The organism is Paenibacillus sp. YSY-4.3 (assembly GCF_054767475.1).
Window position 1 is genome coordinate 13,173 of the sequence record NZ_BAABMC010000011.1, and the last position, 13,779, is coordinate 26,951.

Annotated in this window: 9 protein-coding genes; all 9 read right to left on the reverse strand. The window is 49.3% G+C overall.

What is annotated here, in order from left to right:
- Positions 1-2 precede the first annotated feature (2 nt).
- Positions 3-2,912 carry an ABC transporter permease gene (locus ACYUJT_RS23195; RefSeq protein ID WP_460326868.1) on the reverse strand — a complete coding sequence of 970 codons (2,910 nt, stop codon included), beginning with the start codon at positions 2,910-2,912 and terminating at the stop codon, positions 3-5.
- A 21-nt stretch (positions 2,913-2,933) separates the two neighbouring features.
- Complete coding sequence (locus ACYUJT_RS23200) at positions 2,934-3,959, reverse strand: efflux RND transporter periplasmic adaptor subunit (RefSeq protein WP_460326870.1); 1,026 nt, start codon at positions 3,957-3,959, stop codon at positions 2,934-2,936.
- Positions 3,934-4,620 carry an ABC transporter ATP-binding protein gene (locus tag ACYUJT_RS23205; RefSeq protein ID WP_460326872.1) on the reverse strand — a complete coding sequence of 229 codons (687 nt, stop codon included), beginning with the start codon at positions 4,618-4,620 and terminating at the stop codon, positions 3,934-3,936. Before ACYUJT_RS23205 ends, ACYUJT_RS23200 begins: the two co-directional genes overlap by 26 nt.
- 345 nt (positions 4,621-4,965) lie before the next feature.
- On the reverse strand, positions 4,966-6,690 hold the full coding sequence (gene rnjA / locus ACYUJT_RS23210) for a ribonuclease J1 (protein ID WP_460326874.1): 1,725 nt from the start codon (positions 6,688-6,690) through the stop codon (positions 4,966-4,968).
- Positions 6,691-6,782: 92 nt separating this feature from the next.
- The gene (locus ACYUJT_RS23215) at positions 6,783-6,971 is read right to left on the reverse strand and encodes a helix-turn-helix domain-containing protein (RefSeq protein WP_110932038.1); all 189 of its coding nucleotides are present in this window, start codon (positions 6,969-6,971) and stop codon (positions 6,783-6,785) included.
- A gap of 161 nt (positions 6,972-7,132) precedes the next feature.
- Positions 7,133-8,920 (reverse strand): glycoside hydrolase family 2 protein, encoded by a 1,788-nt coding sequence (locus tag ACYUJT_RS23220; RefSeq protein WP_460326876.1) that lies wholly within the window; start codon positions 8,918-8,920, stop codon positions 7,133-7,135.
- Between the two features lie 22 nt (positions 8,921-8,942).
- The gene (locus ACYUJT_RS23225) at positions 8,943-10,595 is read right to left on the reverse strand and encodes a response regulator (protein WP_460326878.1); all 1,653 of its coding nucleotides are present in this window, start codon (positions 10,593-10,595) and stop codon (positions 8,943-8,945) included.
- A gap of 30 nt (positions 10,596-10,625) precedes the next feature.
- Entirely contained in the window at positions 10,626-12,449 is a 1,824-nt protein-coding gene (locus ACYUJT_RS23230; RefSeq protein WP_460326880.1) for a cache domain-containing sensor histidine kinase, read from the reverse strand.
- A gap of 10 nt (positions 12,450-12,459) precedes the next feature.
- Positions 12,460-13,773 carry an ABC transporter substrate-binding protein gene (locus tag ACYUJT_RS23235; RefSeq protein WP_460326882.1) on the reverse strand — a complete coding sequence of 438 codons (1,314 nt, stop codon included), beginning with the start codon at positions 13,771-13,773 and terminating at the stop codon, positions 12,460-12,462.
- Positions 13,774-13,779: the final 6 nt, after the last annotated feature.

Here is a 13,779-nt window from a genome sequence, read left to right on the forward strand (position 1 = left end):
GGTTAATCCTCCCCCAGCTTCAGCGCCTGATGAATTCGAATCCGGGACAGCATATATCCAAGAATAGCTAATCCAATGGCCAGCATTATTCCAATAACGATATAAATACGGATGAAGTCAGTGTGTTCAAATACAACGCGGAACGGAGGTACTAATGTGCCGGGATTAAATGCAATCTGGAAATTTGGAACAAATAATCTGCTTGTTATGTTCCCTACCCAAATGCCAATCATAATGGCGGTTCCTGATGTAAGAACCTGCTCTATTACAAGCATGCCTACGAGTTGGCGCAAAGAAACTCCGAGTGCCCGCATTACTCCATTCTGCAGAACTCTTCCCCTAAGTGACAAAATCCAATACAGCAGAAAGCCTACGAAAGTAATTAGAATAGAGTTTAGAAATCCTAGAGTGAGAATGCCATTAACCGCCATCAGGAAGGGATCGTTTTTAGCCTTGATCAGCTCTTGCCTAGTATTATGTATATCAACGATGTTCAATTTGGCCTGCTCAATAGCTGTATAAAAATCCGCCGTCGAGGTATCGGCATCCATCTTTAGCCACACCTCGTAAGGTTCTAATGCCAATTGAAGCTGTATTCTCGATAGATGGCCTACGATAAGCATAGGCGCATCTCGATTATCCTCTTCAGCCTGTGAACTGCTCTTATCCTCTGATCGTACAGCCGGATTAGGATTAAAGGTAGGGAAATAGTCTACGATGCTGTAAACGATAAATGGCTGCTGATCCACTCCAGTCCAGCCAATCCATATCGTATCCCCAACCTTGGCCTGCTTCTGCTCCGCCAGCGTTCTGGAAATGATAATCGCCCGGGAATCACCGGCAATCACATTTAAATGCTCGTTTAGCGAGTTGGATAATAATAAATCCTGAAACCAGGTAGTATGGCCAAAATCATCCGTATCAATTCCTATTAGCTTGGCGCTTCCCCTTGCCTCACCAACCTGGAAATCGGCCTGTTCTTTTACGAACACCTTAGCTGCAGACTCCACTCCCGGTAACGCTAAAAACGGCTCAAAAGGTGGTTCCTCATACTGAATGACCTTTATACTTGGGGTTGGAGCTGCTGTCGTACTAGCGCTCTCCTGCTGACCATACATTGCCGCCGGGGTGACCACAGGCTTATTGCTGGGCCACTCCGATTTAAGAATAAAATCAGAGCCCCCCGAGTACTTTATTCTCTCCTCCGTGTTATTATTAATCGTTCTAGCTGCGCCTGCGCTAAACACCCCCGTAGCAATCGTGATGATAAAAAAGATCATTAAAAATTGATACTGGCTGCTAGAACGCCCTACCTGAATTAGGGTGATATACCAGGATGGAGGCCAAAGGGATCTCCCAAGCCGGTAAATCAGCTTCAAAACTAACGGATATAGCCTGAGCACAAACATTCCCCCGCCAACAATGAACAGGGCTGGAACAACGAACTGCAGCGGATCCATTTGCAGATCATCAAAAGTTAGTCCTAAACTAGCCATCGCTTTGATTCTTGAGTTAAAGGCATACAAGCCGTATATTGAAACCGCAAGAAGTAGCACATCCAGAAAAATCTTATGCCAGAAAGGCTGTTTATCTACTCTCGACACTTTCTGCTTATGGCCAACGATAGATACCCTAGTTGCAAAATATACCGGCAATAATATCATTAAAAATGAGCCTAATACGGCAAAACCGCTATACTGATAGGATTGAATATTCACATAAACAGGCAGACGGGATCTTTGCACAAATTCCAGGAAGCCGTTAGACGCCCCAAGAACCTTTGTCAAAAACAGTCCTAGAAATGGACCAATCAGCCAAGCTATACAGCAAAGAATGGAGGCCTCAACAGCATATGAGGTCATAATTTGAAACCGCGATGCGCCTCTGCTTCGCAGTACGGCAATTTCACTTTTCTGACGATCCACAATCAAATTGGATACCATAAACATATAGAAGCCCAGCATAAATAGAACCGGTACATTAAGGGACCACATAAGCCTTAGAAGATGTTTTGTGCGTCCAAAATAATCCTTGATGATATCAACGGCAGGCACCGTAACATCTGTCTGATATTGTGAAGTAACGTTCTTCGCCTTCGCCTGAACTTTCTCGCTCATTCCCAGAAAATCATCAATATTTCGCAACTCCATTTTTGAATAATCGAATACGAAGTACCACCAGGCTGAAGAAACAGGCAACGCGTTATCATTTATAAAATATCGCTCAAAGGTTGTCTCGGGAACAACAAATACTCGATCCAAATTGTCGAGTTGCGGGGAACGAAAGTACAGATCATTGTCCTCTTTTTTCTGGTATACCCCGACTGGTTTTACCTTTGTTACTACATTTCCTTGGCTATCTCGAAGCTGGAATACACTACCCAAAACAAAATCCAGGGAGGTCATAGTTTTCTGATTTACAAGAACTTCAAATACCCCATCAACCGGTGCTTCCGAGGGCATATCTCCATCTATAAGCCGAATATGAGCTTCGAAATCGGACAAGGATTTTAATGCCGCAAGTTGCTTGCTGCCGGGTGTTTCCTGCCCGGCCGCCTCCGGAACTACCTGCATACTGGAGGTTTGCAGCTCTACAACAAGCTGTGTAACAGGAATGCCAAAACCCTTGTTTTCAGCATCTCTCATATATTCGTTTAACTCGAGAATGCTCGCTTTGCGCTTATCAGCTGTTTCCTTCTGAAAACTGACCTTGGTTAAATGAATTCCCGGATAAGTATTAGTACTTGTTTGAACAGTTTCCAATTCCTTAACCAGCATCCGTGATAATATTGCTTCCGAATAAATGGGAATAGCACTGACAAGACCTGCCGTCATAAATATACCGAGAAAAAGACTGAATACGAGCCATTTATTTTGGATCATTTTGCGAAGAATCATGAAAAATAAAGACACGTAGAAACCTCCTACAACGAATTATTGCAAAATGATGGTCTGCCCCTCCTCCAGCCCTTTCACGATCTCCACTTCTGTACTGCTAGTAATACCGGGTTCAACATCGATTTCTCTTAACTTTGAGCCATCCTCAAGCACACGAACAAAATTTCTCCCTAAATATGATCTCAATCCACCACGCGGGATCTTGATTACGTTGTCCCGCTGCTCCGTAATAATTTTAACGTCTACAAGAGAACCTATTTCCGCTTCCTCTGGAAGCTCAGCCAAAGAAATATACACATTCTTCCGATATCTTTCCGCCAATTGTTCATTTTGGGTTATCGGAGCAGAAGACGGAGACTGGACCACAACTCCCTTATAAACTGTATTCTTAAAGGTTATTTGTACATCTGATCCCACATCTACCGTCTCATCAGTTGAATTGACTTCAAAAATTACCCGCAAATTCGCAGGATCGGCTACCGATACAAGTGTCTGGTATTGTTCGATAGCATCCCCTTCCTTCAAAGAATCTACGAAAATAACCTGCCCGCCGATCTCTGCACGAATAATTTTACTTTCATACAAGGCTTGTAAGCGCTTGTATTTTGTCTGTTCCAATTCATACTGCATGGAAGCCATCCTATAGGCATCAGGATCCGCGTTTTCGTTGATTTTAGCTTCACGCAAAGTATTTTTTGCATTCTCCAAAGCTATTTCCTGTTCCTGTAACTGAATATCAAGACCATCCAAAAGAAGCTCGACAAGAACATCTCCTTTGTTGACCTTGTCCCCTGACTTAACGTGTATTTTGGATATTCTCCCCTCCTTCTCTTTGTAAATTGCTCTATCCTGCAACGTGGACTCAAATCTCCCGCTTCCCTTAACCTCTTTAGTAATGGTGCCTTTCACTGCCGCAGCCGTCCGATAATTTTCCTGTACCGGCTTCACCAAAGGCGGAGTCAATACCTCCTCCTCTTTGGGCAGCAGCGAGCATCCTGACAGAAGCAACAAACACATCATAAATAGACCCTTTACTTTAAGATCGTGAGACAATAATTCCATCCTCCAGTTCGTAAACTTGATCAACGATATCGATTATGGCCGGATCATGGCTAGTCATAATGACTGACAAGCCATAATCATGAATAAGGTCACGAAATACTTTGAGGATTTTAAGCCCAGTCTGACTATCCAGTTCTGCCGTTGGTTCATCAGCCAAAATGAGCTTCGGTTTATGGGCTATCGCCCTGGCTATAGCGATCCTTTGCTGCTCCCCCCCAGACATCTCGAATGGCCGATGATGCATCCGGGGGATCAGACCAACATGTTCCAGGGCTTCAAGGGAGGCTTTTTTTCTCTCCTTAGCCGAATAACCTGCTATGCGTAAGACAAATTCTACATTTTCATACGCAGTCATTAAAGGAATTAGAGCAAACGATTGAAATACAAGCCCGATCTGACTACGTCTCATGAACTCTCGTTCCCTGTCAGACATAGATGTGATCAATTGGCCCTCAATTTCTATCGTTCCCTCGGTTGGATAATCCAGCGCTCCCAATAAATTAATCAAAGTCGTTTTACCCGAGCCGGATCTTCCAATAAAAGCAGTCATTTGCCCTGGGGGTATCACCAAGTCCACACCATTAAGAACCTTCACTTCACGTGAACCATAACCAAAAACCCTTGTAATGCCAGCGGCCTTAACACAAATTCTTTCTGCCAATGATACAACGACCTCCTAGGAACTTCGTTCCAGAGCATCTTGCAAAACCAATTTAACAACGCTAGTTATGGGAATATAATCCGAATGAATTAACTATGGATGTAAGAGAGAAACTAGTTATCTCAAGTTAATAGGAGAAAGTAGAAGGGTGAGTAACATCAAATCTTAGTAAAAATACGATTTTTTAAATTTAATACAAAAAATCCCTGTATATAACATACATTAATTAACAATACATATCAATAAAATATAAAATTTATATTTTATTTTTAAATACGACAAATATGGACTTCCTCGCCTGAACATAAAAACAGAGCCTTCCCGATGGAAAGCTCTGAGTCCAAACTAAACTTCTAATATAGAAGGCATGATATGCGGCGCTCGGCCCACTTCTTTCATGAAAAATCTGCGCATGATCCGGTGCGTCGACCGAACCCAGTCGGAACGATTGTACTCCTGACGCTCAGCCTGCTTGGACAAGTTCCGCTTCAGCGTCATTTCTGCGCGCCGCAACAGCGGACGGGCATCCTGCATATAGACGAATCCGCGAGTCACGATATCCGGTCCCGCAAGAATTTGGCCCGTCTCGGCGTCAATCGTCATTACTACGATGACGATTCCCTCTCTCGCCAATTCGCCCCTCTCTTCCACGAGCTCATCCTCGTAGGTTCTCATCTCGCCGTTGCTGATGAAGACGTCACCCGACGGAATTGAGCGGCCTTTCTTGGCGCGATTGCGATAGATGGACAGTGTATCTCCGACGTTCATCACGAAGATGCGGTCTTCCGACAGTCCCGTCTGCATCGCCAGCTTGCGATGGGCGAGCAGCATACGGTATTCCCCGTGAATCGGGATGAAATACTTCGGACGAATCATGCTGAGCATGAGCTTCAAGTCCTCCCGGTTGCCGTGGCCCGAGGTATGGATATCGATAATGGAGCCGTAAATGACATTAGCGCCTGCCCGCATGAGCAAATCGATGCTGCGGTTAATGTTCTGCTCGTTGCCCGGAATCGGCGAAGAGGAGAAAATAACCGAGTCCCCCGGGTAAATTTGCACAGAGCGGTGCGCCCCGGATGCGATCCGGCTCAGGGCGGCGTTTGGCTCTCCCTGGCTGCCCGTACAAACGATCAATACTCGATTATCCTCATAACGGTCAATATGTTTCACGTCGATAAGCATGCCGTCAGGCACGCGGATATATCCCAGCTCCTGTCCGATCGTAAATACCTTCTCCATGCTCCGGCCAATGACTGCTATTTTGCGGTCGCACTGCATCGCGGCCTCCACCACCTGCTGAAGGCGGTGCACGTTGGAAGCAAACGTAGCGAACAAAATGCGTCCCTCGCATTGCTTAAACGATTCAAGAATCGCATTGCCGACCTTGCGCTCGGAAGGAGTAAAGCCTTCACGTTCACTATTCGTGCTGTCAGCCAGCAGCGCCAGAACACCCTCGCTCCCGACGCTGGCCATCTTGGACAGATCGGCGGGCTTGTCCTCCGGCGTAAAGTCAAACTTGAAATCCCCGGTATGTACGACCGGGCCGTATGGCGTATCAACGACAATCCCGAAGGCGTCGGGAATGCTGTGTGTCGTTCTGAAGAAATGGACGGCAAGATGCTGGAACGTATACTTGTCGTTCTCATGAAAGACATGCAGCTCGGCTTGTCCGAGCAAACGATATTCCTCCAGCTTGGCCCGAATAAGGCCAATCGTTAACGGGCCGCCGTAAATCGGGATTTGCAGCTGCCGGAGCAGAAATGGAATCGCTCCAATATGATCCTCGTGTCCATGCGTAATAAACAGACCTTTGATTTTATGCTTATTGGCAACCAAATAACTCATATCAGGAATGATATAATCGATTCCGGATAGGCGCGAGTCAGGAAATTTCAAGCCCGCGTCAATGATGATAAGTTCATTTTTGTACTCCACGGCGTACATATTTTTACCGATCTCTCCAAGGCCGCCAAGCGCAAACACTCGAACCGGCGGGGGAGACGATTTAGAACGGCGCTGTGACCTCGCTGTCTTTGCAGTCTTCGCAGTTTTGCTAGCTTCTTCATTCATTATGTGCTTAATTCCTCTCTTGCAAAATACCGGTCACCTAAGTGGCCGGACTTTATTATAGTATTGTATGGCTCTCTATGTTTCGTTGCTCTCTATAACTTTTCACCATGTTTCAACCGTTCAATCAGATCAAACAGATCGCTCCTCTTGACCCTCCAATGTCTGCCGATTTTAAAAGCCGGAATGACTCCCTCGTTCACCATTTTATAGGTTGTTACTTCACTAAGCTGCAAATAATTCGCAACCTGGGCTATCGTCATGATCTCGATTTCCGAATCCATAGAAATAATCTCCTCTATAGAACATTGGTTTGTATTCAATTATACTCAATTATACTCATAATAACTAATTATTTTTCCAAACAACAAAGCTGGCACAGTTCAATCCTGCGCCAGCTTTATATCTTCAACCGTTATTCCATCATTCATTAAAACTTAAAAAATCAGTTCCGGCCCGCCCCCGTAATAATTTGCCGAATTTGCTCCAGCGGGGCTTTAGGCTTCCTGTTATAGGTGAGCAGCCCGTTGATCTCCTGCTCCACGTCTGTAAGCTGCGTATAGCAGAAACCTTGTACGACCGGGGAGGCATACATCGGATCGACAACGTCCTTCAACCGCTGCAAATAATCCTCTTCATTATCCGCACCGGAGTATCCCCAACCTTCCCAATCACTCGCCTTGAAGGCGATTCCTCCAAACTCCGTGACGAGAATCGGCTGGCCGGCGTAAGCCGCTCCGCCAACAAAGATGCGGCGATTCGCCGGCATCGCTTCGATTGTGGATTCTACCGTTTCGTATCTGGCTTCCAGCACCTCGCGGCGGCTCTCATAGTCGTGAATGGTCACCAGATCCGTCGTCATATGCTCCCAGCCGTCGTTATATACGACAGGACGTGTCTGATCGAGCGATTTCGTTAAATGGTACATGGCTAGGCCGTGCTGCTGCTGTTTGGCGTCGATCTGCACGTTCGGGACGCCCCAGCTCTCGTTCAGCGGCACCCATGTCACGATGCAAGGATGGTTGTAATCCCGCTGAATCACCTCCTGCCACTCACTGGTAAACTGCCGCACGTAATTTTCGGAGTAAGCATAAGCATTCGCGGCTTCGCCCCAGACGAGCATCCCAATCCGGTCGCACCAGTACAGGAACCGCGGATCCTCCATCTTCTGATGCTTGCGCACGCCGTTGAATCCCATCTCTTTAGCCAACTCCACGTCCCGCTTCAGGTCTTCGTCGCTCGGAGCGGTAAGAATGCCTTCCTCAAAATATCCCTGATCGAGCACAAGCCGCTGATAATACGGGCGGTTGTTCAGGCACAGACGTCCATTTTCAATGGATACTTTACGCATCCCGAAATAGCTGTCCACCTCATCCAGCACACGGCCCCCGTCTGCCAGCCTGAAGGAAATATCGTACAGATTCGGATGCTCCGGCGACCATAGGCGGCCCAGCCCATGCTCGGCAAAATCATGGAGATGAATGCTGCGGTACTCCTCCGGTCGAAGCACTTTATATCGGTCGCACGCGACCCGCTCCCCTTGAAAAGACACCGTCACCTCAAGCTCCAATTCTGCCTTGCCCTGCACGCCTTCCACGAAAGTATGCAGCTGAATTTCGTTCCGGTCGATATCGGGAGTCAAGGCCACTCGCTTCAGATAAGCCTGATCCACCGGCTCGAGCCACACCGTTTGCCAAATTCCCGTGGTCCGCGTATAGAAAATGCTTGCCGAGTTTTCCAGCCAATATTGCTTGCCCCGCGGCAAGGTAATGTCCCGGCTGAAATCTTCAGCGCGGACCGTAATCGTCTGGCTGCCCGGAACGAGCAAATCCGTGATATCGGCCTGAAACGGTGTGTGCCCGCCTTCGTGGATAGCGGCCAGTTGACCGTTAACCCATATTTTGGCCAAGTAATCGACCGCACCGAAATGAAGCACGATCCGCTTGCCCTGCCACGCCTCCGGCAGATCGAAGCTTTTGCGGTACCATACCACATCGTGGAACTCCGGGTTCCCGATGCCGCTCAGCTTGCTCTGAAATACGAAGGGAACTGTGATCGAATGCGGATATGAAGCTTGAGTATGATTTCCGTACCATTTCTCCTGCTCCCCTATTTCGCCATCATCGAAGGCAAACTCCCACTCACCATTCAAATTGAGCCAATCCGCACGAACAAACTGCGGTCTTGGATATTCCTCGCGAGGAATCGTTTTATTGTTATGGATGTTAGCCACTATTCTTTACCTCCTGTTAGTGTCAAGTAATATCAATCGCTTCAGACTCACCGCTGCAGGAATGCTCCGTGCAATCCTTGCGAAAACCGCGGCGGTAATCTTTGGGGGAGAGCTTGGCCTCCCGTTTGAACACGCGGTAAAAATGACGCAAATTCGGAAACCCGGTTTCTTCGGCAATCGCCGCGATTTTATCGTCGCTGTCCATCAGTCGCCGCTTGGCCTTCTCCACCCGAATCGCCGTCAGCCGCTCCACGAAGGTTGTGCCGGTCCGCTGTTTGAACAGTGAGCTGAAATAAGCCGGATTCAAGTGCACCTGCCCCGCCACCTCGTTCAAAGTAATCTGCTTATGGAAATTGGAATCGAGATACTGCAGCGCCTGCTCCACCGGGTCGTTCCAGGTTTCCAGCCTGGAATCGGCGATGCAACGGGACAGGGCCATCAGCAGCGTCCGGCACTCGGCCATCAGCTCTTCGCTTGACGTAATCGAGCATATATCGAATATGAGGCTGCGAATATCCCGTTCGCCCAGCCAAGCCTTGGTTAAATTCAGCTTCTCAGCCGATTCGTAGAAATGGATGAGAAGCTTGCATATTTTCTGATAGATGAGCTCGGGGCTCGTCGCTTGCCGGCATAGACTGCCGATCTCCGATTCCGCACGGCTGGCTACTTCCTCTACCCGTCCTTCCAGAACCGCGCGCTCCATCGCTACCCAGGATTCAGGATCGACCTCAAGATATAAATCATGATCCCGGCGGATCGTCTCATAATGCAGCACCTTGTCACCGCCGACGATCAACCGGTAGAGCAGGCTGATTTCGGCATCGCGGTAAGAATCCGAGATCGAATTGACTCCTTCGGCTACCCGCCCGACACCGATCGTTACGGTGAGATTCGACAAGGAGGTAATCTGCCTGCGGATCGACTCGGCCAGTTCCATCAGGCCACAGCTGTTATTACTGCTCAAATTGACGATGGCCGCCACCTCGGAATCGGAGAGGACGAGGCTGTAGCCTTTCATCCGTTTATTGACCATTTCCTGTACGAATTGGCGGATGTAGAGCTGGAACAGCGAGGGATCGGCCTTTAAATAACGCTCTGACCCTATGGAACCCTTATCGAGCTTGATCAAGAAGCAGCAATAATAGGGCTGATCGAAATCAACGCCGATTTTGCGCAACAGATCCACATGATGCTGCTGCACCATGCCCCGCATCAACCCCGCAATGACGGACTCGCTCACATGGCGGCGTATAAGCTCGTTCTCCTCCTGATCAAACCTCGGAGCGGAAGCTTTGCCACGCCTTGCCGTCTCTTCCTTCAGCTTGCCGAGAATCCGCCCCAGCTCACTTCGCTCCACCGGCTTCATTAAATAATCCTTGGCGCCGTATCTCATCGATTGAAGCGCATAAGTAAAATCTTCGTAGCCGCTAACCACGACGCATTCGGTTTGCGGGAACCGCTCCTTCACGATGCGCTGCAAAGCGATGCCGTCCATCCGCGGCATGCGGATATCGGTTAATATGACATCGGGATGCAGCACCTCCGCCCGATCCAGAGCCTCGTAGCCGTCGGAGGCATCGCCCACGACCTCCCATTCCGGATCCAAGGACGTAATCATGGCCCGCAGACCCTTGCGAAATATCTTCTCATCATCGACGATCAGAATTTTTGGCATAAGATTCTCCTCCTTGGCTAGCTCATGATGTTAATGGAAAACAACTGAAGCACGATCCTCCTCATAGGACGGCATTTGCTTAGCCGGAGCCGTCAAGGTGACGCGCACCCCGCGGTAAGGCATGCTGTCGATCGTAAGGCCGTATCTTTCGCCGTAACAAAGCACAAGGCGGCGATGCACATTAAGAAGCCCGTTGCCCGTCTCCCCGCCAAGATCGCGGGAGTATGCAAGCTGGTGCCGAATATGCTCAAGCTGTGCGGTAGTTAATCCAATTCCGTCGTCCTCCACAATCAGCCGCAGCAGCCCGTCTTGGATTCCCCCGGTCAGGGCGATCCGCCCCTCGCCTACGCCCTTGTCGAGTCCATGCTTGAAGGAATTCTCGACAATCGGTTGGATCATGAGGGGAATAACTTCACAGTCCATCGCCGCCTCCTCGATATCCAGGGTGAAATGCAGCCGCTCATCGTAACGCAGCTTCTGAATCGCCATATAACGGCGGATATGCTCGATCTCGTCTTTGAGAACGACCCCTGACTGGTGGGCATTCAAGGAATATCTCAGGATGCGGCTCAGGTTGTTCGTCATCATCGTAATTTCCTTGCTGCCCTCCAACTCCGCGTACATACTGATCGATCCAAGTGTATTGTATAGAAAATGTGGATTGATCTTGCTCTGCAGTGCAGCAATTTGCGCATCCTTCTCTCGAATCTCGGTTTCATAGAGCAAATAGCCGAGCTCGCTTAAGCGGGAGACCATTTTATTGAAGGCGCTTCCGAGCTGGCCTACCTCATCCCATTGATTCACGGGAAACGTCACTTCAAGCTGACCCTTCTCCACCTTTTTCATCAGCCGGCTCAGCTTGCGGATCGGCAGCGTAATGCGATACGCCGTAAATACGGAGAACAGCATCGCCGAACCGACGCAAACGATTCCCATTATCGTGATGGAATTACGAACCTGCAGGCTGTCCTGCATCAATTCCGAAACGGGGACAGCCCCGACGGTGGTCCACTGTGTCAGCTCCGATGTGGCATAAGAGACCAGCATTCGTTCGCCGTCAGCTTCCAGATGAGTCACGCCTTCCCCGCGGAACGAAGCTGCGGCTCCGTCCGCCCCTGGAACGACAGAGCCTTTGCGAATAACGAGATCGCCCTTGGCATTCGTAATGTAAAGGGATTCCTTCCGGTCAAGCTGTACCTGCGCCAAAATTTTCTCCACGACCGCCGGATCGACGTCAAGCACGATGTAGCCCAGCGTCCGTCCACTATCGAAGCTGCGCAGCTCCCTCACGATGGAGAACACCTCGTAAACCGAGCCGCTCGTCGGTTTAAGCTCGTGCGTCGTCAAAAAGATCGGCTCCCCGAAATGCCCCTGGGCCTCCTTCAGCCACTCCGCATCTTCATCCAGCTTATAGCTCGTTACGTATTGGCTTTCCGGCATGACGACATAGGATGCCCCTTTGGAACCGTAGAGCGATACGCCCATAATATCGATGCGCCCATTCAGGAACACTTTAGACACGAAGTTGTTCAGCATGCTGATCTCGTCCAGGCTTAAGGAAGCGCCGGACTTTCTTTCCGAGGCCAAATAATCGAGGATATCCTGATACTGATAGGGCATCAGCGAGAGCCGGTTCAACTCTTCCATATAGGTGTCGATATTGAGTGAAATCTGCTTCATCGTCTGCAGTTGGGATTCTCCGACGTTCGCTTCCATCGTTCCCCGAAAGCTAGTGAACGCATAAACGCCAAGCGCTCCGAGCGGGATTACGATCAGAACGGAATTAATGAGGATCAACTTCTGCGCCAGTTTCAAATTTCTGAACCATTGTATGCCTCGTCGCAGTCTCATCATCATCTGTCCCTCACTTGCGCAAATCCGCATTGATTTTCTTCACGGCCGCATCCAGCGCTTCCTCTGGCGTCTGGTAACCATAGATCATTCTCTCGAATTCATTGATGATCCGCTCGTTAATGCTCCACTGTTTGGCGTTTCTCGGCCAGTAAGCGACATAGTTGGCCGTAGCGGCATAATCGCTCCGGTATTCGAGCTGGTTGAATACCTCCGACCTTGTGAGCTCGCTCATGCTGGGAACATGCCCGGCCTTCGCCCACATATCCCCATGCCCCACGATCCAGTTCGCGAAGGTCAAAATCGCCGCTCTCTTCTCCTCCGTCATCCCTCGCTTCCTAGGAATGGATAGGTTGTGGGAATCCCCCCATACCGCGGGATGCTCATATAAAGTCGGCACGGGAACGACTCCAAAATGAAGTCCCACCGCCTTCTCGAAGGCACCCGTTCCCCACATCCCTGTAATCAGCACCGCCGCTTTGCCGTCATAGAACAACTGGAAAGCATCATTGATGTTAGACGGGATCAGCTTATCCTTATATAAACTGTTTACGAAGCTAAGCGCCTTTAAAGAAGCGGGATTGTTAAACACAGCTTCCGTCCCGTCTTCACTGTAGAACCGCCCGCCGTCCGCCATTTGGTTATACAGGCTCCACCACAACCAGGCAGAATCGATCCGCGTGCTGGGCTGGGCCAGCGGAGCGATATCCGGCGGAACCGTCCGCTGAATTTGCTCCAGGAAAGTCTTGAACCCATCCGCGCCCTTCGGGATAATGGGCCTTCCCGCCTCATCCAATACGCCGGCCTTGGACAGCCAGTCCTTGTTGTAATACATCACCAGGGCATGTGTATCGAGCGGTATCCCGTAGTATTCATCCTCATATAATACCGAACGGAGGATATTCGGATTAAAGCGTTTCCAATCGATGCCGATATCTTTAGCCTCCGCCGTCAGTTTCTCCACGTAGCCGTTCTGAACAAACTGGGGCATGATCGTCGAATGGACGATAGCCACGTCTGGCGCATTGCCTGATAATACAGCTGTTTTCAAGCGAGAATAGTAATCATCAAGACGTGAATTTTTCTGGACAACCTGGATTTCCGGATGCTCCTCGTTGAACCGCTCCACCATCTCGGTCATGAATTGGTTATCACCGCCGCTAAAGGGCGTCCAGTATTCCAGGTGAACGACATGGGAAGGCTTGGATATCGGCGAGGCTCCCGAGTTCTGTCCCAGGCATCCGGGCAGCAGCAGGAGGAGTGCGGCCCATGATATGAATCCGATCGTTGCTCTGCTGCGGTATTTATTCCAGCGTTGTCTCTTCATAATTCT

Coding starts and splice junctions, on each gene's coding strand:
- rnjA (WP_460326874.1), bottom strand. CDS start 6,690: ATGAATGAAGAAGCTAGCAAAACTGCGAAGACTGCAAAGACAGCGAGG.
- ACYUJT_RS23230 (WP_460326880.1), bottom strand. CDS start 12,449: ATGATGAGACTGCGACGAGGCATACAATGGTTCAGAAATTTGAAACTG.
- ACYUJT_RS23200 (WP_460326870.1), bottom strand. CDS start 3,959: ATGGAATTATTGTCTCACGATCTTAAAGTAAAGGGTCTATTTATGATG.
- ACYUJT_RS23235 (WP_460326882.1), bottom strand. CDS start 13,773: ATGAAGAGACAACGCTGGAATAAATACCGCAGCAGAGCAACGATCGGA.
- ACYUJT_RS23215 (WP_110932038.1), bottom strand. CDS start 6,971: ATGGATTCGGAAATCGAGATCATGACGATAGCCCAGGTTGCGAATTAT.
- ACYUJT_RS23225 (WP_460326878.1), bottom strand. CDS start 10,595: ATGCCAAAAATTCTGATCGTCGATGATGAGAAGATATTTCGCAAGGGT.